The organism is Acetobacter sp. DsW_059, from assembly GCF_002153695.1.
GTDB lineage: Bacteria > Pseudomonadota > Alphaproteobacteria > Acetobacterales > Acetobacteraceae > Acetobacter > Acetobacter thailandicus.
In genome coordinates this window covers 35,057-58,422 of sequence record NZ_JOPI01000040.1, presented here as the reverse complement: position 1 = coordinate 58,422, position 23,366 = coordinate 35,057, and the positions used below count along the sequence as shown (strand labels likewise).

Annotated in this window: 18 protein-coding genes; 8 read left to right on the top strand and 10 right to left on the bottom strand. The window is 52.2% G+C overall.

The genetic code is table 11. The annotated features are described in order from the left end of the window. Positions 1–57: 57 nt before the first annotated feature. Entirely contained in the window at positions 58–1,449 is a 1,392-nt protein-coding gene (locus HK25_RS09430; protein WP_086636041.1) for an MFS transporter, read from the bottom strand. A gap of 117 nt (positions 1,450–1,566) precedes the next feature. Here HK25_RS09430 and HK25_RS09425 point away from each other — a divergent pair, with 117 nt between their 5' ends. From HK25_RS09425 to HK25_RS09415, 3 genes are all read left to right on the top strand, one after another. After that, positions 1,567–1,872: a CsbD family protein gene (locus HK25_RS09425; RefSeq protein WP_086636040.1), complete on the top strand. Its 306-nt coding sequence runs from the start codon at positions 1,567–1,569 to the stop codon at positions 1,870–1,872. A 110-nt stretch (positions 1,873–1,982) separates the two neighbouring features. Then, on the top strand, positions 1,983–2,627 hold the full coding sequence (locus HK25_RS09420) for a ribonuclease HII (RefSeq protein WP_173559565.1): 645 nt from the start codon (positions 1,983–1,985) through the stop codon (positions 2,625–2,627). Beyond that, a complete protein-coding gene (locus HK25_RS09415) occupies positions 2,624–3,757 on the top strand; it encodes a site-specific DNA-methyltransferase (protein WP_086636038.1) in 1,134 nt (377 codons plus the stop codon). Before HK25_RS09420 ends, HK25_RS09415 begins: the two co-directional genes overlap by 4 nt. A gap of 47 nt (positions 3,758–3,804) precedes the next feature. Here HK25_RS09415 and HK25_RS09410 read toward each other — a convergent pair whose 3' ends face one another. From HK25_RS09410 to HK25_RS09390, 5 genes are all read right to left on the bottom strand, one after another. Next, positions 3,805–4,404, bottom strand: a complete 600-nt coding sequence (locus HK25_RS09410; RefSeq protein ID WP_233127780.1) for an ankyrin repeat domain-containing protein — start codon at positions 4,402–4,404, stop codon at positions 3,805–3,807. Positions 4,405–4,472: 68 nt separating this feature from the next. Beyond that, on the bottom strand, positions 4,473–6,602 hold the full coding sequence (locus HK25_RS09405; RefSeq protein WP_086636037.1) for a hypothetical protein: 2,130 nt from the start codon (positions 6,600–6,602) through the stop codon (positions 4,473–4,475). 3 nt (positions 6,603–6,605) lie between these two features. Further along, entirely contained in the window at positions 6,606–9,377 is a 2,772-nt protein-coding gene (locus HK25_RS09400; RefSeq protein WP_086636036.1) for a DUF4159 domain-containing protein, read from the bottom strand. Beyond that, positions 9,374–10,414 (bottom strand): DUF58 domain-containing protein, encoded by a 1,041-nt coding sequence (locus HK25_RS09395; protein ID WP_086554364.1) that lies wholly within the window; start codon positions 10,412–10,414, stop codon positions 9,374–9,376. The genes HK25_RS09400 and HK25_RS09395 overlap by 4 nt, the downstream gene beginning before the upstream one ends. Positions 10,415–10,420: 6 nt before the next feature. Continuing rightward, a complete protein-coding gene (locus HK25_RS09390; RefSeq protein ID WP_086636035.1) occupies positions 10,421–11,443 on the bottom strand; it encodes a MoxR family ATPase in 1,023 nt (340 codons plus the stop codon). 191 nt (positions 11,444–11,634) lie between these two features. Here HK25_RS09390 and HK25_RS09385 point away from each other — a divergent pair, with 191 nt between their 5' ends. The 5 genes from HK25_RS09385 (at position 11,635) to HK25_RS09365 (ending at position 18,301) form a co-directional block, all read left to right on the top strand. Then, positions 11,635–12,147, top strand: a complete 513-nt coding sequence (locus HK25_RS09385; RefSeq protein WP_233127782.1) for a DUF1285 domain-containing protein — start codon at positions 11,635–11,637, stop codon at positions 12,145–12,147. Then, a complete protein-coding gene (locus tag HK25_RS09380) occupies positions 12,147–13,367 on the top strand; it encodes a CCA tRNA nucleotidyltransferase (protein WP_086636044.1) in 1,221 nt (406 codons plus the stop codon). Before HK25_RS09385 ends, HK25_RS09380 begins: the two co-directional genes overlap by 1 nt. 68 nt (positions 13,368–13,435) lie before the next feature. Next, complete coding sequence (locus tag HK25_RS09375; RefSeq protein WP_233127778.1) at positions 13,436–15,313, top strand: ABC transporter ATP-binding protein; 1,878 nt, start codon at positions 13,436–13,438, stop codon at positions 15,311–15,313. Positions 15,314–15,542: 229 nt separating this feature from the next. Next, positions 15,543–16,724 carry an HlyD family secretion protein gene (locus HK25_RS09370; protein ID WP_086554361.1) on the top strand — a complete coding sequence of 394 codons (1,182 nt, stop codon included), beginning with the start codon at positions 15,543–15,545 and terminating at the stop codon, positions 16,722–16,724. Beyond that, positions 16,724–18,301: a DHA2 family efflux MFS transporter permease subunit gene (locus tag HK25_RS09365; RefSeq protein ID WP_086554360.1), complete on the top strand. Its 1,578-nt coding sequence runs from the start codon at positions 16,724–16,726 to the stop codon at positions 18,299–18,301. Before HK25_RS09370 ends, HK25_RS09365 begins: the two co-directional genes overlap by 1 nt. Before the next feature lie 156 nt (positions 18,302–18,457). Here HK25_RS09365 and HK25_RS09360 read toward each other — a convergent pair whose 3' ends face one another. The 4 genes from HK25_RS09360 to HK25_RS09345 form a co-directional block, all read right to left on the bottom strand. Next, a complete protein-coding gene (locus HK25_RS09360) occupies positions 18,458–18,979 on the bottom strand; it encodes an RNA pyrophosphohydrolase (RefSeq protein WP_086636033.1) in 522 nt (173 codons plus the stop codon). Positions 18,980–19,016: 37 nt separating this feature from the next. Continuing rightward, on the bottom strand, positions 19,017–20,138 hold the full coding sequence (locus HK25_RS09355) for a divergent polysaccharide deacetylase family protein (protein ID WP_086636032.1): 1,122 nt from the start codon (positions 20,136–20,138) through the stop codon (positions 19,017–19,019). A gap of 21 nt (positions 20,139–20,159) precedes the next feature. Continuing rightward, positions 20,160–21,650, bottom strand: a complete 1,491-nt coding sequence (locus tag HK25_RS09350) for a S41 family peptidase (RefSeq protein WP_086636031.1) — start codon at positions 21,648–21,650, stop codon at positions 20,160–20,162. A gap of 179 nt (positions 21,651–21,829) precedes the next feature. Beyond that, positions 21,830–23,365, bottom strand: coding sequence for a murein hydrolase activator EnvC (locus HK25_RS09345; protein WP_233127777.1), 1,536 nt, complete (start codon positions 23,363–23,365; stop codon positions 21,830–21,832). Between the last annotated feature and the right edge of the window lies 1 nt (position 23,366).

Sequence of the window (23,366 nt, the reverse complement as noted above, 5' to 3'; positions counted from 1 at the left end):
CATTTTATGTTTTTTGGGGAGGCTAAAGTGATTGAGTTACTTAATTTTTATTCCATATCATTTAGTTATATCTCTTTTGTTGAGGAGTAGTCCGGTATTGTGCGGCAGTCTGAAGGCTGCAAGTGCGGCAACTGAAGAAACAATACCGACAATAACAAAAGATGATGCAAAATCTGCTGCGGCCGGAACTGTATTGTGATGAAACTGCGAAGAAAAAGTTAGTGTTCCTGCCGCAATTGAAATGCCAAAGGCAACGAGTATCTGCTCCATGGTTGAGTAAAAACTGGTTGCGCTGCTTATCCGTTGAGGGGGGACGTCAGAATAGGCGATGGAATTATAGGCGGAGAATAAAACTGCCTGACACACGCCTGCTGTAAAAATAATCAGCATAAGTCCCCATAATGCTTCTCCTCTGTGGAAGAACGTAATGAGTGTGCCAAGAATGGCAGCTGAAAAGCCGTTGAGCATAAGAGTGTATCTGAAGCCAAATCTGCGCAGAAGGCGCGGTATGAAAGGTGTCATTGCAATAGCACCGATGGGTGCGAAGGAGATCATGATGCCGCTTCGGGCGGGTGTCAGTCCGGCAATGCTTTGTAAAAATAAAGGTAGCAGAAACGGGAATGCTCCCAGAGCAATGCGTGAGGCGCCGGCTCCAATAAAAGCCAGTCTGAAAATTTTTAGCCTGAGAAGAGTGAAGTCAAGAAATGGATTGCGCGTGTAGCAATTATATAAGCCGGCACAGCAGGCGCCGGTAGCAAAAAGCGCGAGTGATATGAGTTTGGATGCCTGGTTGTGGCTAAATAATTCAATGGATATTGCGATGCAGGTCAGTCCGGATGCAGTAATGATGAATCCTTTTATATTGAATGACTTTGCATTTTTTACTCTTATTTCAGGTACAAATTTATAAATCATGGGAATTATTATAAGGCAAAAGGGTATGTTAATATAAAAATCCCATCTCCATGAATAATATGTAGTAATAAAGCCACCCGCGGCCGGGCCGAGAAGAGGGCCGAGCGCGACGGGCAGCATCATCCATGTCATGGTCGAAACCAGCTTATCTTTGGGCGTAATGCGCAGGATAATGAGTTTCCCGACCGGAAACATCAGGGCGCCGCCAAAGCCCTGTAATGTTCTCATAGCGACAAGAAAGCTGAGGCTTTGTGCTGAGGCGCAGGCAACAGAAGCAGTAATAAAAATAAACAGCGCCATACAAAGGGTGGTGCGGCTGCCCAGTCTGTCTGCCAGCGGGCCGGATGCCGGAATAAAAATGGTCAGGCCGATGAGGTACGCCGTTAATGTGGCTGACGTGTCAACTATACTGACGTGAAGGGTATGAGCAATAGAGGGCAGGGCTGTTGTTAGTATTGTTGCGTCAAGCTGCTCGATAAAAACAGTGCTGGCTATAAGTAAAACGATAAGAGGTAAATTAAGAGGCTTTTGCATAATTAATCATGAACTCGTGTAGGGTATTGGTAGAAAAAGAGTGGATTCAATATGTGGTATTAATAAAATTTAAGTGTATGCTGATGGTCGTTAACCACAGAATGGAGAAAAATCCAGATGGCTGATGATAAACTTAAAGTCGTAGCGAATAAAGTTGAAGGACTGGCTACGGAAGCTAAAGGTCGCGCTAAGGATGCGGTTGGTGGTCTGACAGGTGATATTGGTCTTCAGGCTGAGGGTAAGTTTGACCAGTTTGCCGGTGGCGCACGTCAGGACTTTGCCGATCTTTATGAAGAAGGTGAAGGGTTTGTAGAAAAAGCCACAACTTTTGTGCGTGATAAACCTCTTCTTTCTCTGGGGATTGTATCAGGTGTTGCTCTTATTCTGAGCTGGCTGATGTTCCCGCGTAAAAAAAGTTCCTGAACTTTTTTTTGATGCGACTCTTGCCCTGAGTCGCAAAAAGTGATTCTCCTTGCTTTACGGAGTCGCGATTGGTACGACTCGTGAAATAACATCGAGTCGTACCATGACTGATGAAAGCAGGGGTAATGCCGGATCTGACACGGGAACTTCAATATGGCGGCCGCGTAGCCGGAGTGGACGAAGTTGGCCGTGGTCCTCTGGCAGGTCCTGTTGTCGCTGCGGCCGTTGTTTTCGGTGCCGGTGTGCCAGACGATCTGGCAGCGATCATTGATGATTCCAAAAAACTTAAGCCTCAGTTGCGTGCGTTTATAGCTGCGCGTTTGCCTGAGGTTCCGGGTGTTGAAATTGGCCTGGGAGCTGTTTCTGCTCCCGCAATAGATCGCCTTAATATTCATAATGCGGCTCATCTGGCTATGCAGCGTGCCGTCGCGCGCCTGCCTCGTTTGCCAGATCATGTGCTGGTTGACGGTAATAAAAAACCAGATTTCGGGTGCAGTGCGGAGTGCCTGGTCGGCGGTGACAGCCTTAGCCTGTCCATCGCGGCGGCTTCTGTGATCGCTAAGGTCACGCGCGACCGCATTATGAACAGCCTTGATCAGCGCTGGCCAGCTTATGGATGGGCGAAAAATTCAGGTTACGGCACAGCGGTGCATCGTCAGGCACTGATCGCATCAGGTATTACCCCCCATCATCGCAAAACATTCGGCACAGTCCGTAAACAATTCGAACTTTATTATGCAGGAGAGCAGGTATGAGCGGCGCAAAAACGGTAGATAAAGAGCTGCCGCTGGATCAGATTCTGTGTGGTGAATGTGTGGAAGTCATGAAAACGCTTCCGTCAGGCTCAGTTGACTGCATTTTTGCTGATCCGCCATATAATCTGCAGCTGCGGGGTGAGTTGCGTCGCCCGGATGATACGCTTGTTGATGGTGTTGATGATGACTGGGATAAATTTTCAGACCTGCAGGCATATGATAAATTCACACGTGACTGGCTGAAAGAAGCGCATCGCCTGCTTGATAAGGACGGTACGATCTGGGTAATCGGCTCTTATCATAATATTTTTCGTATTGGTGCCATCCTGCAGGATCTGGGGTTCTGGATCCTGAATGATATCGTCTGGCGTAAATCAAATCCTATGCCTAATTTTCGTGGGCGGCGTTTTACCAATGCACATGAGACGATGATCTGGGCCGCTAAGAGCGAAACCAGCCGTTATCGCTTTAACTACCAGGCGATGAAGGCTCTTAATGATGATGTGCAGATGCGCTCTGACTGGTGCCTGCCGTTGTGCACAGGCAACGAGCGGTTGCGTAACGAACATGGGCTGAAGCTTCATCCTACGCAAAAGCCTGAAAGTCTTTTGCACAGAGTGCTGCTGGCTTCCACGTCAGTTGGTGATGTTGTGCTGGACCCGTTTACAGGCACCGGCACAACACCTGCAATGGCCCGCCGCTTGCGTCGTCGTTTTATCGGTGTTGAACGTCATCCTGATTATATTGCCGCGGCGCGTCAGCGTGTTGCGCAGGAAGTGCCTCTTGCTGAGGATGCAGTCGTGACAACACCAGATAAGCGTGAAGCGCCAAGGGTTCCATTTGGTAGCCTGGTCGAGCAGGGGCTGCTTGATGCCGGAACCATGTTGTATGATAAGAAAAGACGTATTCGCGTTGTTGTTTCACCTGATGGTACGGTTATCAGCGGCAATAAGCGGGGCTCTATCCATAAAATGGGTGCTGCACTGACAAACGCCCCGTCATGCAATGGCTGGACATTCTGGCATTTCGAACGTGGTGGTGAGTTGCTGCCTCTTGATGTCTTACGTCAGGAAAGTCTGGCGCTTACTGCTCAGCTCATGGCTGAAGCACCTGCAGCCGCAGCAGGTTGACACAAAAAAGCCGGGGAAGAAATTTCCCCGGCTTTTTCTGAACTGATTTAACTGCCGCTAAATCCCAGGAAGCCAACGGATGGCTGTGGTTTCCCGCCCGACTGGTCGGGTAATTTCCCAGGTTTTGCAACTGACTTTTCAGGTTTTATTTTTCTTCCTGTGTCAGGCTGGTCTCCTGATGAGGCAACGGTTTCTTTGACAGAGGATACCGTTGATGCACGGGTATTTTGTCCACGCATCGACAGAAGAAGAAATGTGATGGCATTTCTGTTCATGTCAATCGACATCTCCAGGGGGGTCTGCCCCAGGATGTTGCGCCCGTTCAGATCTGCTCCACGGTTGATTGACTCTTTAGCAGATGGCGTACTGCCACGGTTAATGGCATCAAACAATGCTGCTGTGGGCTCGATATCACCACTGCCATGTTCATCCTCGCCGTCTTCTTCTGCCGCGCCAGGAATGGCTGATGGCGGAGCAGCTCTTTTGGCAGCTTTAGCAGCTTCGGCTTTCTGAGCAGCTTCAGCCGCCTCAGCCTGTGCTTCCTGGTCACGGGCGCTCTGAGCGTGTGAAAGATCCGGCAGCACCGTAAGAAAAAAACCAGAACACGCTATAACGAGAGGAAAAGTACGCAATAAACGTGTCATCATGTGTCCATGCAGGGAATAATATCTCCTGACTCTAGCACAACGTGTGTGATGATCCAAGGATAAGCTGCTCATGGACGTCCTTCCCGCCACCAGCCTGCAAATAAAAAAGCTAAAGATACAAAAAGGATAGCCCATGATGGCAGCAACGGTGTCGCTGTGCGCTCGGTTACAATATGAGCATTTCTGTGTGGAAAACTCAGCGAATCAGATGGAGCATGTGCAAGCGTAAGGCCGGGCAGCGTCTTTTCAGTGGGGTGATCACCCGTCCAGAAAATATGACCACCGCTTTTTTGTACTATTGCTTTCATATTGTCGGCCGTTGCGCGCAGGTCAGCGAACTCTTCAGTATTCAGAGGGGCAGGTGCAGTAAAAGTTTTATGTGTGCCGTCGCTTACTTCCCATATCCCTGCCTGCTCAGCCTGCATCTGACCACGCGTAGTGCCACTGGTCTGCCCGGTTTCGCGGAGTTTCAGCTCTGAAGATTTGCCATCAGGTGCGCGCACCTGAACCGTTATGGCGTTTTTATCTGCTGCACTGCGGCGTACGACGCTCAGAGTGCCGTCATGAAGGCTGGCGTGTAGCTGTTCTTCCTCCAGTTCTGGTTCTTTCATCAGCCAGTGGGAGATACGGCGGAGCAGCTCAGCCTGCGGGCCACCACCACCTTCACCGCGCGACCATAGCCAGATCTGATCAGAAAGCAGGAAAGCAACCCGGCCATTTTCTTCTCTGTTCAGCACGAGCAGAGGGCTGCTGTCAGGGCCGCTTAGCAGCACCTGCCCGTGAGTGCTGTCAGCTTTGAGAGCGCGGTACCACGGGCCCCATTGACCAGGTATCGTTTTTTCCGCTGGCGTTTTCACCCCGGGTGCCGGCGCACCGGGCAGGTTTGCTGTGACCGGGTGTTTGCGCCCCGCATCTGTGAGCTGTGGACGGAAAGCCTGCTGGGTTATGCCAGAGACATGTGCAGGCAGAATGCCGCCTACAGGAGTGTCCTGCAGCGAGCCATTACCTGTAAATTCAGGTCCGCCTGTAAGAAGCAGCCCACCGCCTTTTTTTACGAACCTGGCAATATTATCCAGATACTCGTAGGGCAAAATGTTCATATTCTCAAAACCATCAAGGATAATGAGGTCGAACTGATCAATTTTATCCTGAAACAGGGCTTTTACCGGAAAAGCGATCAGAGCCAGCTCAGAAATCGGGGTGCCGTCGTCTTTATCCGGTGGCCGCAGAATGGTGAAGTGAATCAGGTCAACAGAAGGATCAGATTTAAGCAGACGGCGCCAGACCCGTTCACCCTGGTTTGGTGTGCCTGAAATCAGCAGTACACGCAGGCGGTCACGAATGCCGTTCATATTAACGGTGGTCTGGTTATTGAGAGAAGAGGCCTCACCCTCGAGAGGAGAAGCCGTGAGGCTGACAAGCAGTTGCCCTGTGTGAGAAACAGGGATTGAAATATCCTGTGGTTTGCCAGTCAGAACAGGAATAGTGAAGGGAGCCTCACCATTCACCTGTATTTTCAGGTCTGCTTTTGTGTCAGGCGCAGTGCCTGGTCCGCTGTCATCTACCTGCACGCGTAACGATACAGGTTGTCCGATAATGGCGTAGGGCGGAGCCTGCAATATTCGCAGGCGGCGGTCAGTTTCTTCGCCTTTGCCTGTCAGCAGCAGGTGCAGAGGCAGGTGCGTTGTTACGCCATCCTGTGACGTTGCTGCGAAACGTTCTGGCAGCGTGTGAGGAATATCAGAGACCTGGCCATCGGTGAGCATAATTGCCCCGGCAAACTGGTCTGCCGGAATATCGGCAGCTGCCTGTTCAAGGGCGTCAAACAGGCGGGTTCCGTCCTGCGGTGGGCTGTTAAGTGTTACTGTGCGTAGTGTAAGACCTTCAGTTTTGGCCTGTGTGAGAATATGCGCCGCCTGCTGCGCCAGCTGTTCGCGGTTTCTGATATGCATGGAAGGGGAGTTGTCGACAACCAGCAGGGCAGTTTGTGGCAGTGGGCGCCAGTGTTCATGTAGTTTCTGTGGTCCGCTCAGCCAGAGCAGAACCAGCAGAATGCCAGCAAGCCTGAACAGGGCTCCCTTTGTGCGGCGTATAATGGCATAGCAGCATAGCGCAAAGGCCAGAATGCCGAGACAGATGAGAAACCAGAGCGGCAGCAGAGGAGAGAAGTCTGCTTCGTGCATAAGACGGTTAAGCATGATTTACTCCCCTCCCAGTCGTTTAAGCAGAGCAGGTACATGAAGCTGATCTGCTTTATAATTACCGGTCAGAGCATAAATCACCGCATTCACACCAAAGCGATATGCTGTTTTTCGCTGCGCAGCTCCCTGCGGAATAACAGCATAGGGAGAGTTGCCGGTGTCATCGACAGCCCAGGCATGGGCCCAGTCGGCTGAACCGATAATGACCGGGCTTACATCATCATTTTCTGCTTCTCCCTCGCGGGTGACCCAAACCGGTTGCCCGGCATACCGGCCAGGAAATTCGTGCAGCAGATAAAAAGTATGAGCCAGCAGATGGTGGTCGGTCATTTCTGTCAGCGGAGGGATAGGCAGGCCATTTGTAACACGGCGTAATGCCGCAGCAGTGCCCGGAGCATCGCCGGCAAAATTCTCTGACGAACTACCAGCACTCTGGTCGTTCATATCCTGTCCCTGAGTGTCAATAAACAGAATGCCGCCATGTGCCATAAAAGATGTCAGTGCAGCCGTCTGTGCAGGAGTGACCTGCGCATCAGCCGTGACCGGCCAGTAAATCATGGGGTAATAACTCAGGTCACTTTTACCTGGTATAACTCCGTCAGGAGAGCCGAGGCGGGCTGATGTTCTGGCATTGGTGTAGTCAGACAAACCCTGCAGCCCCTGACGAGAGACATCGTCAACTTTTTTATGCCCTGTGATGATGTAGGCCAGCCTGGTTTCAAGAGCAGCAGGTGGTGTGTTTTGCATTGCTTCCTGTGCTCTGGCTGAGGGAGAGAGCATGATGAAACAGGCAAGGAGAGAGGCTCCTGATTTAACAGATCGTTTTGTGCCCGGAAAGCCCGAGCGAAGCAGCAATGTAAGCATTGTGTCGAGGCAAAGCAGTATGAGTGCCCCTGCCAGGCAAAAGCCTGCAAGGTGCGTGTCTGGTCTGTGACCCGACGGATCAAGCAGCGGGCCGGTGGGCTTTTCAGCTTTTAACGCTGGCAGGGCTGTGCCGGCATTCAGGGCTAGTCTCATAGATTTGGGACCATAAAGCCCCGGAGGGTGCTGCTCAGAAACAGGTGTGCTGGTAAAGGCATCGGCTCTCAGGCTGCGTGCCTCTGGTGGTGGCAGGCCTGGCACACCGTCACCATCAAGTGTTAAGACCGGAGCAAGAAGGCTGTTATCTGCCGGGGCACTGACACCATTTGCCTGGTCAATAAGACGTTGCAGCATACTGACAAACAGGCCTGAGAGTGGCAGTGAGGACCAGTCGGCTGTGCTGCTGACGTGAAAGAGTATGATCGTGCCTTTCCCCAGTGTCGTGTAGGTAACAAGCGGAGTGCCATCCTGCAGTCTGGCCCAGTTATGGGATGACAGATCAGCAACGGGGCTCGCGAGAATTTGCCGTGAGACCGTGACATCTGCCGGTACCTGCAAGCCGTGGAAGGGCGATGTCGTATCAAACGCCGCAAGCTTTTGTGGAGTGCCCCAGGTCATGGTGCCCCCCAGTTGCCGTGCTCCTGACAACAGGGGAACCGGGAGAAGATCAGTTGCTGCGTCAGCAGTTCTGGCAGCTTCAGTATTTTGTGCATTTTCCTGATTGTGCCCGGCCAGGGTGGGGCCTGCAAAACGAATAAGGGTGCCACCCTGTTCAATCCATTTAGCCATTGTATGACGTACGGCCGGGTCAGACAGTGTGCCATCAGGAGCGATAATGACGGAAAGTGACTGCTGGAGGAGTGACGCTCCTGTGCCTTCGTGCAGTTCTGCCGTTGGGCTCAGGGCACGCCGCAGGTAAAATAAGGGGCCTGTCAGGCGGGTGTCAGATGCTCCTGACGTAATCAGCCCGACAGGGTGCATACGGTCACCCTCATCAAGGAGAAAGGCAGAGGCTGCGCCTGGCAGCCCGTTAAGCGTGATGCGGTCAATACGGTTCATGACTGCTGAAGGCAGGCTGGCAGAAATATCAGCCTGCGTGGCACTGGCCGGCAGAGTGAGGGGAATAGTCGCCAGTGTGCCACCTTCCTGCGTGTGCAGGCGTACAGTTATCTGGCGCGGATGTGGTGCGGGCAGAGTGACAAGCTGAGCTATCGCCGTATTATGAGCCCCGGTCGCAGGTTTGAGCACATAAACCGGTGCATCAGGAAAACGGATCTCCCGTACAGGCCCCATCGTCTGTAATGCCTGAGCAAAAGCAGCATCACCTTCGGACGCCACACCATCTGACAGATAAATAACGGTGCCAAAATGACCAGGCGGGTGGATTTTTGAGAGTTTTGCTATTTCAGCACGTCGCACACCCCACGGCACAGGACGTAACTGAGTGAGTGTGCGTCTGACAGTCTCAGCCGGCCGGGGCGTGAAAGGTGAGGTTGCCGTGTCTGCTGTATTGCTCGTCGCAGTGAGAATGAGTGAAACCTGACGTCTGCTCAGAGCGGCATTATCAACGATATTTAAGGCCGTTCTCAGACGTTTGCTCCAGTCAGGGGCTGTCAGCATACCGTTATCAATAACGAGAGCTATGGCACCATTGCCTGAAACAGGCAGCGGTGTGCCGGTAATAACAGGTTGTGACAGGCCCAGTATGAGCAGGCTGACAGCCAGTAAGCGTAAAATCAGCAGCCACAGGGGAGATTTGGCTGCATCATTTTCGGTCGGGCGCAGCGTACGCAGAATTTGCAATGGCGGAAAGCGCATCTGGCGTGGGCGTGGCGGGGTTGCCCTGAGCAGCCACCAGACCAGCGGCAGGGTCAGGAGGCCACATAAAGCCAGGGGAGCAAGAAAAATCATGCAGGCACCTCTGTCAGTTGACCTTTATTATGCATATGCGCCTGTATGCTCATAAGTGCCGGCAGGGGGGAGTTGTTAGTGTTATGTACTGTCAGCGAATGGTTGTGGCGTGTTGCCAGGGCGGTGAGAGCTGTCTCACGCAGTCTGACCTGGTACTGATAGGCATCCTGCAAAGACTGGACGTGCTGCAGGTCGAGCTCAGGTTCCTGCTCAAGTCCCTCAAAGGTAATGTGCCCTTTGTAAGGGAGTGTACGTTCGGCCGGGTCTGCAATTTGCACCAGGTGTGCTCTGACCTGCTGGCCGGCACAGTGGCTGAGCAGTTTGCCCAGTTCGGTGTCATCACATAAAAAATCGCTGACTATAATCAGTCTGCAATAGCGGGGTATGAGTGCTGCCGCTGGTAGGGCGGGCACCTGGCCACCATTGTTTCGTAAGGTTTCAAGCAGACCAAGAGCCAGACGTTCAAGCGGGGTCCCTGTCGCATGACGTGTAGCCTGACCTGATGGTGTAAGGATGCGCACGCGCTCACCACTGCGTAAAAGCAGGCTGGCGGTGGCAAGAAGCAGGAGCAGGGCCCGGTCCCGTTTTTCAGGCAGGTCTGAAGCAGAACGCCATTGCATGGAGGCTGATAAATCACACCAGAGCAGAACTGTTTGTGGTGCTTCTGCTTCGGTTTCGCGTACATAAGCATGCTGGCTGCGTGCTGACTGGCGCCAGTCGATCTGTGAGACAGGTTCACCAGGCTGAGCCTGGCGATACTGCCAGAAACTTTCGCCGCTGCCCGCACGGTGCAGGCCGTGCTGCCCGGTGCTCAGAGAGGCTGCGACATGACTGGCTTCAAGCAGAAGCGCAGGCAGGCGCGAAGCCAGATCGTCAGCCTGAGAGGCTATAAACCCTGACAGAGAGCCATCAGCTGGTGCATGTCCCGATGAGGGAGGCTGTGAGGCTGTATGTGTAAAATCATCAGCGACGCTCTGCCTGCCTCTGGAGGAAAGGCGCCCGAGAAAATTTCTGAGGCGCAGGACCGGTGTGCTCAAGAGACTTTAGTCCAGAATTTTTAAAAGCTGTGTCATGACAGAGTCAATCTGCACACCGTCTGCGCGGGCGGCGAAAGTCAGTGCCATACGATGAGCCATAACCGGGCGTGCAAGGGCAATGACGTCATCTATACTGGGAGAGAGGCGACCATCCAGCAGCGCCCGTGCGCGGGTTGCCAGCATAAGAGTTTGTGCTGCGCGCGGACCAGGCCCCCAGGCAATATGACGGCGCAGAGTTTCATCTCTGGTTGTTTCGGGGCGGGCAGCACGGGTCAGTTTTAAAATAGCATCGACTATTTTTTCGCCAATTGGCAGCGTACGGACCAGGGCCTGCGCTTCGCTGAGAATTTCGGTGGAGATAATGCGTTCAGGGGTGGCTTTTTCTGTGCCGGTGGTTGCCAGCAGCATAGCTCTTTCAGCCGCTTCATCAGGGAAGGTGAGTGGAATTTGCAGCATGAAGCGATCGAGCTGTGCTTCTGGCAGCGGATAGGTTCCCTCCTGCTCCATCGGGTTTTGCGTGGCGAGCACATGAAAAGGTGCGGGTAGCTGATGCTCAGTGCCGGCAACGCTCACCTGATGTTCCTGCATGGCCTGAAGCAGAGCAGATTGTGTGCGGGGGCTGGCACGGTTAATTTCATCTGCCATCAGCAGCTGACAGAATACCGGCCCGGGTACAAAGCGAAAGCTGCGTCGCCCTGAGTTATCTTCATCGAGAATTTCGCTGCCGGTGATGTCAGAAGGCATCAGGTCAGGAGTAAACTGTACACGTCGTGTATCCAGGCCCAGCACGGTGCCCAGCGTTGTCACCAGTAATGTTTTGCCCAGTCCCGGTGCACCAACCAGAAGGCAGTGCCCTCCGGCGAGGATAGTGATCAGGGTCTGGTTAACAACCTGGTCCTGACCAAAAATGATGCGCGAGATTTCCTGCTGCACAGCTTTGAGGTGCTCACACAGATCATCAGCTTTTCTGACATCTGGTGCGGCAGAAGGAGAGAGAGCAGCGGAATGTTTTTTGTCTGATACGGCCATGTGTCCAGTCTGTGCAGATATGGGTCTTACATCAAGTAGGGTATTCACCCTATATCATGTCCTGAGCAGTGAAACAGTTATTACAGGATTATCTGTCAGTGCGCGATGAAGAAGATCTACACCTGAACACGACACATTCTTGTTCTGATACAACCTCTGATCGGTCTGCTTCAGGTTCGCAGGTCAGAAAGCTGCCGTTTCTGATTAAAAGAAACGGGGAGTGGCTGTACAAAGGAGAGCCTTTAAATCGTAAGGCGATGGTGTGTCTGTTTGGCTCTGTTCTGACGCGTGATTCGGAGGGGGCTTATCTGCTTCGTACACCTGTTGAAACAGGATATATTGATGTGGAGGATGCTCCGTTTCAGGCTGTGAAGCTTGAGTGGTCGGGGTGTGGCCGCATGCAGAAACTGTGTTTTTGCACAAATACAGATGAGCCTGTTGTCGCTGACCGTGAGCATCCGATTCGGGCCAGATGGCAAATTTCTTCTGATTTTTGTGCAGAGGGTGCCTGTCCGCCTTACCTGACTGTACGTGCCGGTGATGGTCTTTTTCCTGTTGAGGCGCGCCTGTCGCGCTCTGTGTGGTATGAGCTGGCAGCACTGGCTGAGCCCGGACAGTGTCATGGTATCCCCTGCATGGGGGTGTGGAGCTGTGACAGCTTTTTTCCTCTCTCGTTAATGCCCCCCGAAGAACCTGAAGCATGATGCAGCCTGGCGTGTCAGAGGATTATTCAGAGGGGAGTGCCGGGCTTACGACGAAGCAGCGTGATGCTTTGACTGCCTTGTGGCGTGTTTTGCCTCAGGCGCGTCTGGTCGGTGGTGTTGTGCGAGACCTGCTGGCGGTGCGGCCTGTGTCTGATATTGATCTCGCGACACCAGAGCCTCCGGCAGAGGTTCTGGCCAGCCTTAAAGCTGCGGGTATTAAAGTCGTACCCACTGGCCTGGCGCACGGAACAGTTACAGCTGTGATGGAGGGGCAGCCTTATGAAATTACGACATTGCGGCGCGATGTCACGACTGACGGGCGTCATGCCTCTGTCTGCTGGACCAGCAACTGGGCAGAGGATGCAAAGCGGCGTGATTTTACGATTAATGCGATGTTTCGTGACCGTCATGGGCAGCTGACGGATTATTTCGGTGGTCAGGCAGACCTTGCCGCTGGCAGAGTGCGCTTTGTGGGAGAGGCATCTGCACGCATCCGTGAAGACGCTTTGCGGATTTTACGATTTTTTCGTTTTCAGGGACGTTATGGTGGTGCTGAGCCTGATGCTGAGGCGATAAGTGCGATCAGGGAGAATGCAGACTGGCTTAAGCGTTTATCTGTTGAGCGCATCTGGTCGGAAATGCAGAAAATACTAACCGGACTGGGTGCCCGGGGGCAGGTTCGCCTGATGGAGGAGACGGGCGTGCTGTCTGTTCTTTTTCCTTCAGGTGTTACCATTTCCCGTTTCGATGCGCTACTTGCAGCTGGTGCCCCCGCCGATCCGGTTTTGCGACTGGCTGCATTAATTGCGGAAGATCCTTCCGGGCTGGCCAGACGCCTGAAACTGTCACGCTCAGAAATGCGCTATCTGGTAGCAGTGTCGTGTAACAAGGCACCCGCGACTGATATCAGCGATGATGTATTACGTTGTCTCTTATCTGATAAATCTAAAGACCTGCTACTTGCTCTGGTCTGGCTTGCGCAGGCTGACGCGTCATTCTCATCATCTGTTTTGGCAGAATCGTTTATCGCTCTGAGGGCGCGCATCCGCGATATGCCCGTACCGGTTTTTCCGCTGGCAGGTAAACATCTGTGCGACGCAGGACTTGCTACCGGCCCCGATATTGGTCGTGTTCTCACAGAGGTGCGCCAGTGGTGGCAACAGCATGGGTGTCAGGCGGGGCTGGAGGCATGCCTTAAACAAGCCATGAACCTGAGGTAGATAAAATAGCAGCAGAATTTTTTGCTGACGGATTTTACCTCTTGTCGTGAGGCTGGTAGAGGAACGGTATGATGTCTTCACGCTCCTCCGCTTCTGGTACACATTCTGCGTCTACCGCTTCTCAGGCTCATTCGGTATCTGATGATACAGAGCATGCTCCTCGTGGACGTAAGCGAAAGAAAAAACAAAAACCTGCGCGTAAGGTTTTATCTCCGGATGATACCCGTGCGCTGCTGCGCCGGTTATGGGTGGGGCAGGTCAGGCACTACCCGGGGCGTATTCTGGCTGTTTTGCTGCTGACTGTTGTGATGGCGGCCCTCACGGCGCTTTATCCGCTGGTTATTCAGCGTGCGCTGGATATGTTTGCCTCGCATGATCCGCGTATTCTGTATCAGGTGCCGATGCTCGTGGTGATTGTGACAGCATCAAAAGCTGTGTCACAATATGCGCAGACACTGGCAGCGCAGGGGCTTGTGCTGGTGGTTATTCGTGACCTGCAAAATATCATGTTCAGCCACCTGATACAGGCAGATGTCACCCGGATAGAGCAGGAAGCACCGGCAAAACTGGCCGCACGCTTTACAACAGACGCTGTTTCTATTCGTGAAGCGATGATTAAGGTTGTTAACTCCCTGGGGGATACGGTCACAATTGCAGGCCTTATTGTCTCAATGTTCTATATGGACTGGGAGCTGAGCCTGATTGCTGCGTTACTGTATCCGGTTGCGGTCGTACCTATTCAGAAATTAGGTAAAAAGGTCAGACGGGCTTCAGGCGGGATGCAGGAGCAGATCGGGGAGACTGCGGCGTTTCTGACAGAGAGCTTTTCTCAGGCCCGTACAGTGCGGGTCTACGGTATGGAGCAGGAAGAAACAGCGCGCGCAGTTACATCTTTCGAGCGTCTTCATAAGGCGATGCTGAGCATTACTCAGGGACGTGCCAGAGTTGACCCTCTGCTTGAAGTGCTGGGGGGAACAGCAGTGGCTGCGGTTCTTGGTTTTGCCGGCTGGCGGGCTGCTATGTCTGGCACAACGCTGGGTGATTTTTCCGGGTTCGTTGCGGCTTTGCTGCTGGCGGCACGTCCTCTCAGAGCATTAGGGGCTCTTCACGCCGCCTTGCAGGAGGGGCTGGCCGGACTGGTCAGAATTTTCAGTGTTGTCGATGAAAAACCTGCGGTGACTGAGGCTCCTGATGCTGTTCCTTTACCTGCTGGCGGCGGACATCTGATATTTAAAGATGTTGGTTTTATTTATAATGACGGGCGTGTTGGACTTGATTCGTTTAGTTTTGAGGCTCAGGCTGGTCAGGTCGTCGCTCTCGTGGGCTTGTCGGGTGCGGGTAAATCGACAGCTTTATCACTGGTGCCACGCCTGCATGATGTGACATCTGGCAGTATTCTGCTTGATGGCCAGGATCTTCGTTATTTGCAGATTGAGAGCCTGCGTAAAGCCATTGCCTATGTGAGCCAGAACCCGATTCTGTTTGATTTTCCGGTTTATGAGAACATTCTTCTGGGTAAGCCGGATGCATCCGAGGCTGAAGTGCATGCAGCCGCCCGGGCAGCCGCGGCAGAGGCTTTTATTCTTGAGTTACCTGAGGGATATAAAACCTGTGTCGGCTCCGGCGGTCAGTTCCTGTCAGGTGGTCAGCGTCAGCGCATTGCTCTGGCGAGGGCTTTTTTGCGTAACCCGCGGCTGTTGCTGCTTGATGAAGCGACCAGTGCGCTTGATAGTGAAAATGAAGCCGCCGTGCAGCAGGCTCTTGCACGTATTCGCCATGACCGGACAACAATTATCGTGGCGCACCGGCTTTCTACAGTCAGAGCCGCTGATCTGGTTGTGGTGATGCAGGACGGGCGGGCTATTGAGCAGGGTAACCATGACACTCTTATGGAGAAAAATGGTTTATATGCCCGTCTTGTACGTACGCAAAGTCTGGAGCAGTAGAGTGTCTTTTCAGGAATGATAAAAAGTATAATTATTTGTTTTTAAATAATTTTTTTATGAAAAACGCTATTATTTATAATAGGGCAGCGTTAACATTCTGCATAGTACTGCTTGAAGTGGTTTGATGATCGTGCCACAAAATGACCGAACCGATCGGTCAGCGGTGTGGTGTTGAATGTGCCGTGAGTCGGAAAATCTACACGGTGTATGTTGAAAAGCGGGGAGCAGAATGGCCGAAGTCCATAGTGAACAGTCTGAAGAAGTATCTGCAAAAGAAAATAGTGCACCCCCAAAGAAAAGCGGAACGCGTAAGGTTGTTCTGACAATTGTTATTGTTGCTCTGGCTGTTCTGGCAGGCGTGTATTTTTATCTCACACGCAATGAAGTCGAGACGGACGATGCTTTTACCGCCGGCCGGGCTGTGTCTGTCGCACCGCATGTCAGTGGTTATGTCGTTGGTCTTTATGTCAATGATAACCAGTTTGTTCGCAAAGGGCAGCTGCTTGCGCGTATTGACCCGCGGGACTGGACAGCACAGCGCGATGAAGCCGTGGGTAACCTTGAGCAGGTGCAGGCTGCTTTTGAAGCATCTCAGATGATGTATCTGGTTGCTCAGAAAACGTATCCCGGGCATCTGGTTGAAGCACAGGGCAGCCTTGCCGCAGCGAAGGCTCAGGTATTTAAAGCTGAGACCGATTATAAACGTCAGATGCGTGTGCAGCGTGCTGCAACATCGCAGCAGGATATTGATTACGCACGGGCTGCTCTTGATGCGGCAAAGGCGCAGGTTATGCAGGCTGAAGGTCTTCTGCAGATCGCCGAGCCGGTGCAGCCTAATGTGTCGAATACCAAAATTCAGGTCAGCCAGCAGGAAGGTCAGGTTAAAACAGCTCAGGCCAGGCTTGATAATGCTGTTCTCAACCTTGGCTGGACAGAGCTTCGTGCGCCATGTGATGGCTGGATCTCAGAACGTAATATCGAACAGGGTAATTATGTTGCAACGGGTCAGCATGTGCTGTCAGTTGTTGAGCCTGAAGTGTGGGTTGTTGCTAATTATAAAGAAACCCAGATCACTGATATGAGACCCGGCCAGAAAGTGGATATTCATGTTGATGCGTATCCGTCACTGAAGCTGAAAGGGCATATTGATTCGCTGCAAAAGGGAACGGGAGCAACATTCAGTGCGTTCCCTCCCGAAAATGCTACGGGCAACTATGTTAAAATTGTTCAGCGTGTTCCGGTTAAAATCATCATCGATGAAGGGCTGAACCCTGAACAGCAGCTGGCGCTTGGTCTGTCAGTCGAGCCGGTTGTGCATGTTGATACTCCCGGACGTCCGGATGGTGTTCCGCCCCGGACAACATCTGCTGCACAGCCAGTTCCATCAACGGTGACTGAAAATACAAAATAATGAGTACACAGCCCGGAACATCTGCGGCAGAGTGGAAGCCCCGCCATAATCCCTGGATTGTGGCGTTTGTGGTGACCATGGCCGCATTTATGGAAATTCTGGACACGACCATTGTAAACGTGTCGTTGCCACATATTGCGGGTAGCCTGTCGAGCACATATGACGATGCGACGTGGACGCTGACAGCTTACCTGGTTGCCAATGGCATTGTGCTGACAATTTCTGGCTGGCTGGGTAAGGTCTTCGGGCGCAAACGTTATTTTATGATCTGTATCACCATGTTCACAGTGTCTTCGTTTCTGTGTGGCATGGCGACATCGCTGACCCAGCTTATCGTGTTCCGCATGATGCAGGGGTTCTTCGGGGGGGGGTTGCAGCCGGTGCAGCAGTCGATCATTCTTGACAGTTTCCCTCCGGCAAAACGTGCCGCTGCTTTTGGTCTGACAGCCATTGCAACAGTAGTGGCACCAGTTATCGGGCCGACGCTTGGTGGCTGGATCACGGATAACTTTGAATGGCGCTGGATCTTTTTTATCAATGTGCCTTTTGGTTTTCTGACAACTCTTGGTGTGATTCTCACAGTTGATGATCCGCCATGGGCAGTAAAGCAGAAATCTCCTATTGATACAGTTGGTATCTGTCTGATTACGCTTGGTTTCAGTTGTCTTGAGGTCATGGTTGACCGCGGAGAAGATGCGGACTGGTTTGGTTCAGACTTTATTCGTATTATGGCCGTTATGGCGGTTCTGGGTTTAGGAGGCGCTATTTTCTGGCTGCTGCGTGCAAAACGCCCTGCAGTTGATCTGCGCGTCTTTAAAGACCGCAATTTTGCTGTTGCCACAACTCTGATGGGGGCTATGGGAGCGCTGCTTTATGCCTCAGCGTTAATTGTGCCTCAGTTTGCACAGCAGGTGATGGGGTATACGGCAACATTGTCAGGCCTGGTATTGTCTCCGGGCGGGGTTGCTGTGATTTTTCTGATCCCGCTGGTCGGCAAATTAATGACGAAGACCAGTGTGCGTAATGTTATCGCGCTGGGCTTTACGCTGATGGGGTGCTCATTCTTTTTCTCAGCGGACCTCGTGCCGACCCTTGATTTCAGGCATCTTGTGCTTTTCCGTATGAGTCAGACAGCCTGTCTTGCATTTCTGTTTGTGCCACTTTCGACCATTGCTTACTCGACTATTCCTAAGCATCTTAACTCTGACGCTTCTGCTCTCTTTTCAATGGCGCGTAATGTGCTGGGGTCACTGGCAATTTCGGGTGCGACGGCTTTGCTGACAGAACGCCGGCAGGCTCATCAGGCTCATATGGTGCACTGGATGACCCCTTATCATCAGCCTTATAACGATTACCTCAATCAGGTGCAGGCTGCTGCCCAGGCCAGAGGGGCGACACATCAGGCTGCGGCTGCTGTTGCGCAGCATAGTCTGTTCAGTGAGTTCTCACGTCAGATCTCTATTCTGACGTATAACGAGGTCTTTATGACACTGGGTATCGGTGCTTTTTTATGCGTGCCACTGTGTTACCTGCTGTCTCCTCTTAAAGGAGACGGTAAGGCAAAACCAGCTCATTAATTTACTAGAAAAGGTCGCTTCGGCGGCCTTTTTTAGTAGGGCTGCGCAAGCAACGAAGAGGGTATTTATCATACCCCTGATGTTTAAGAGTGCTGCTAAAGTTGACGGGATTTATGCCCGATGTCTGCGCTGGAACCCAGAGAAGAGATAATGCTGTCAGCGTGTCGCAGGGTAAATGAGTGGATGCTTTGAAAAATAAGCAACCAGCTTCTCATAAACGGGTTTTTTAAACCCAACATTTTGCTCAGGCAGAGCTTCCAGTTCAATCCATCGAAAAGCATCAAACTCAGGTGGGTTTTGCAGGTTCAGGTTAATGTCGCTGTCAGAACCACTAAAAGCCAGCGCAAACCATTTTTGTGTCTGCCCGCGAAAACGCCCGCCCATGGCTTTTCCAATCAGATGGTCAGGAAAGTCATAGCTTATCCAGTCAGAGCATTCCTGCACGATGCAAAGCTTAGTCGTGCCGATCTCTTCTTCAGCTTCGCGTAGTACCGCACTATCCGGAGCTTCATCATTATCAATACCACCCTGGGGGCACTGCCAGACACCTTCTGACAAAGGCCCGCCTGCTCCTGGCATATCTGCCCGCCGGGCTATGAGAATTTTACCATCTGCACGAAAAATCAGAGCTCCGACATTACGGCGATATGGCAGGCTGTAACCGGAAGAGTCGCGCATCATAATTATCCTGCATCTTATAAACTGAAGTAAGGGCTTAAGGCTGAGGTGACTGAGCACTGTCGGCTGGCTGCATGTGGTTATTCAGGTCAATATGAAAGATTGTTTTATGTGGTAATGCGTCCTGAGTATTGGCCCCGGCGTCAGACGCTGTCGCCTTAATATCAGGGGTTTTGGCAAGCATGCTAAGAGGCACAAGAGTAATGCCGACATCTTCCAGGTGAGGGATCCATGCTCTCAGGCAGGCCAGAGCAACCGGCCGTAGCGGCCCCATAATTCCGATAGCACTATGGTTGCGGCGGGCTGCCTGCTGGAGCTTGAGCAGCTGAATGTCAATTTTAACAATGTCAGTATCTGTATTGATGTTGACGTCTACTGTACCGCCAGGGCCGCTTGTTCTGGGTGTGGTTTCAGGCGTGGCATTCAGATAAATCAGACCGCGGTCGTCAATATCTTTAAGAATGGGTGAGAAGGCATTGGAAAGGGTGTAGCTTTCAGTGCCGGAACCGGGGAAGCCGTTTGTGACACCAATAAAGCCACTGAGGCTGGAAAGAGCCCATTTATAATTCTGGAGATTTTCCTCCGGAGAGAGGCCAGGGCCAAGCGCATAAGAGCCTGTCACATCTTCTCCGGCAGACGGATCATATTTTGAATCCTGCTGAACAGGGAGGGCAAGAAGTGTCTCGTGGTTGTTAAGACGTGCCTGCTCGAGCAATTTTTTCATTTCAGGAGCATAAGGCGAAACAGCAAATGTGACCGGTGCCGGCAGAGAAGCCATAGCTTCATTTGTCAGGTTTCTGGCATCCCCTATGCCGGTAATAACAAGAGCGACTTCAGCATTACCCGGCGGGACCTCAACAGTAGGAGAGGCGTAAGCAAGGCGTGGTGTGCGTCCCTTTGCGTCTTTTTTGGGAAGAGGAAAGCCATTCGGCCCCCGGTGTTTTTCCTGCAGTTCAGGTAAGGGGGCCGGAATAACATTGCGGGAGCCAGGGTTGAGGTTAGAAGAGGCGACATCAATATCATCCCCGTCCAGCCGGGGAGGTCCCATGACCTGAAGGCTGATGACAAGAATACCGGTCAATACGAAACATCCCCCCCAGAAACGGACAAACATACGTCCGGAGGAAGGCATTTGTTGCCAGTGGGATGTTATCGTCATGCTCTTTATTCCTCTGATAAATCAGGGTTTTTTCTTGATTTCGCTTTTTTTGGCGTCAGTTTTTACCGGGGGGAGAGAAGCAACCGGGTCAGGTGCTGGCAGGTTTGCCATAAATTTAACAACCCTCAGAGCTTCCTGCAGCTGAAAATCAGTCTCTGGTTTCGTGTAGTCAAATTCCGGCCAGTTTGCTGGTGGTTCACCAGGAATATCTTTGGCAACGGAGGGAAGGTCATTGCGAGGCTGGCGCTTGGTCTGGTTACCACCCTGGTTTTTAAGGATGTGCTCCAGGTCAGCTTCATGCATGCTAAAGCCCGGGTCTTCGCGGGTTTCTTTTACAACGATATCAGGTGTAATGCCTTTTGCCTGAATTGAGCGGCCTGACGGCGTGTAATAGCGTGCGGTTGTCAGGCGGATTGCACCATTTCCAGGAATCGGAATGATGGACTGAACAGAACCTTTACCAAAAGAGCGGGTTCCCATCACCACAGCGCGGCCGTGGTCCTGCAACGCGCCTGAGACAATTTCAGATGCTGAGGCAGAGCCACCATTAATCAGCACGACGATAGGCATACCGTTGGTCATGTCTTCGCCATGAGCATTCCACAACTGGCTGTCTTTAGGGTTGCGGGCACGTGTCGAAACGATAGCACCTGATCGGATAAAGCTGGAGGAGACTTTAATTGCCTGGTCAAGCAGCCCCCCGGGATTGTTTCGAAGGTCGATAACCAGGCCAGCCAGTTTGCCTCCTGCATCGCGTTTCAGTTTGTCGTAAGCACTGACAAGAGCTTTTTCAGTTTCTTCATTGAACTGAGCGATGCGGATATATCCTATGCGGCCATAAAGAGCTGATTTCACGACATCAATATGAATATTTTCGCGGGTCAGTGTCAGAATAATAGGTTTGGGTGTTTTAGCTCTGACAAGCGTCAGGCTAATTTTCGTATTAGGTTTGCCGCGCATTTTTTTGACGGCTTCATCCAGAGGTACGCCATCAACCGGGCGACCATCAACAGCAATAATATAGTCACCAGATTTAACACCGGCACGAAAACCAGGGGTGCCGTCAATGGGAGAGACAACGCGAATATGTCCGTCCTGCTGCTGCAGCTCCAGGCCCAGGCCGCCAAACTCGCCTTTCATCTGGGTCATCATGTCATCATACTGTTTTTCAGTCATGTATGAGCTGTGAGGGTCCAGACCGGACAGGGCACCGTTAAGGGCGTTAGTAATCAGATCTTTATCTGAAACAGGTTCAACGTAATCAGAGCGGACAAGGTCCATGACCGTGCCAAACAGAGTTAGCAGGCGGTAGGTTTCGGCATGATTTTTTGTGGGTGAATCGTCAGCTGCTTTAGCCTGTGGGTGTTGCTCTGTCGCAGTGTCAGAAGCAGGTGCGGCGAAAGCGGATTGCAGGAAGCTGTTACTGCCTGCATGGAATAAACCGGAGGGAGAGGTTACGGCAAGGCCCGTGAGAAACGTGGCACCGAGCATCAGGCCTGTGCGAAACTTCATATTTTTTAATCTCCTGTCGCCGGGCTGTATCCCGTGCTGAAAGCATTTTCTAACAATTATCAGTTCTTGCAAGCCATAGTAGCCAGGCGTTTTTACAGGGGCACAGATAATATTTTGCGGCCCGTGTGGGGTAGAATAGCGGTTTCTGCCGTGCAGGAAAACTCTTTGCTGTCTAATTCTTAAAGGAAAGGTGCAGGATTAATAGGTGTCTGACCATGACGAAGTTGCACAAACAGAGAATTATGGCTTCCCATAGAGCCAACAGGCGCACCTCTGGCGAGTGCCTGCCCTGTATTAACGGAAAGTTCTCCCAGACCAGCGATAACAAAACGGTAATGTTTTCCACAATTTAAGATGACCATCTGGCCGTAGGTGCGAAAGCTGCCAGCAAAATCGACCTGGCCGGTACAGGGTGCGCGTACGCCTGCATCTGATGGTGTACGATACGTAATACCTGTAGCGGGTCCCGATTCTGTTGAAGCATGCCATGCTGTGAGAATATGGCCCGCTACCGGGCGAGATCCGCTTTCAGGACCATTGCCGGCAACAGAAGATACTGCCGGTGCTGATGATGTCGATGCCTGCTGAGCAGATGAGCCGGCTGACTGTGAAGAGACAGCACTTCGTGCAGAAAGGCCCGGTCCTGATTGTTTTTGCAGGGCCAGTAATTTGCGTTTTGCGGCTTCAGCCCGTTGCTGAGCCAGAGCCCGGGCCGCTGCATCCCGCGCATCTTTATGTGCTTTTTCGGCAGAGGCGAGTTCTTTTTGTAAAGAAGCCTCAGCAGAGCTTTCAAGAGATTCAAGCCGGGCGACAGCATCCTGAAGGCTTGAGGCTTTTCTTGTGGCATTTTCAAGCTGTCGGGCCGCATCTTTTGCCGCTCTCCCGGCTTTAAGCTGGGCTGTCCGGGCTTTAGTCGCCTGCTGTTTTACAACGTCGCGTTGCCGGGCCTGTGTTTGCTGAAGAGTCGTCAGAGTGGCTAGTTTTTTTGATTGCTCAGCATCAAGCAATGTCAGCTTTTCCTGCTGTCCGCGCATTTCCTGCGCCTGTCTTTCGAGCCCGTGAGAGATGCCTTTGATAACAAGAAAGCCGGTTATGGCCTTGTCCTGGGGGAGTGGGACCGTAACCAGCGTATCAGAGGGGTAAAGAGAGAGATGTTCCGCCAGTGGCAGAACAGGAGAAAGGGCTTTACCTTTCTGGATCAGGTCAGCGCGTAACTCTTCCTGCTCTTTGCGGATATCTGCAATCTGAGTTTCAAGGTCAGAAATATTTTGCTCTGTACTTTGCAATGTTGCTGCAGCGGAGGAGGCCGCAGCAGATAATGTGGCAGCAACAGCGGCGCTTTGTCGTGCCTGTGTCTGCGCGGTTTCATTTCTGGCCTCAAAAGTTTTAACCGCAGCGACCTGTGCCGCTGTTTGCTGTTTTACGGCATTACGCTGTGTTTGTGCCGCCTGTAGTGCGTCGCGCGCCTGTTTTACAGATTTTTCAGCATTAAGCTCATTGCGGGTCATTGCCGGCTGATGCGTGGCCTGGGGTGTTACTTTTCTATGGCTGCTTTTTTGTGGCGGCTTTGACGAGGGATGATGCTGAGATGTCCACACCTTATGGTGCTCAGTCGTTCTGGTTGTGGCCAGAGCAGCGCCTGAGAGTGTGCAGCATGACAGCAGCATCAGCCCCGTTATCTTAACGTGCAGAAAAGCAGGTAAGGGGGGCTGCACT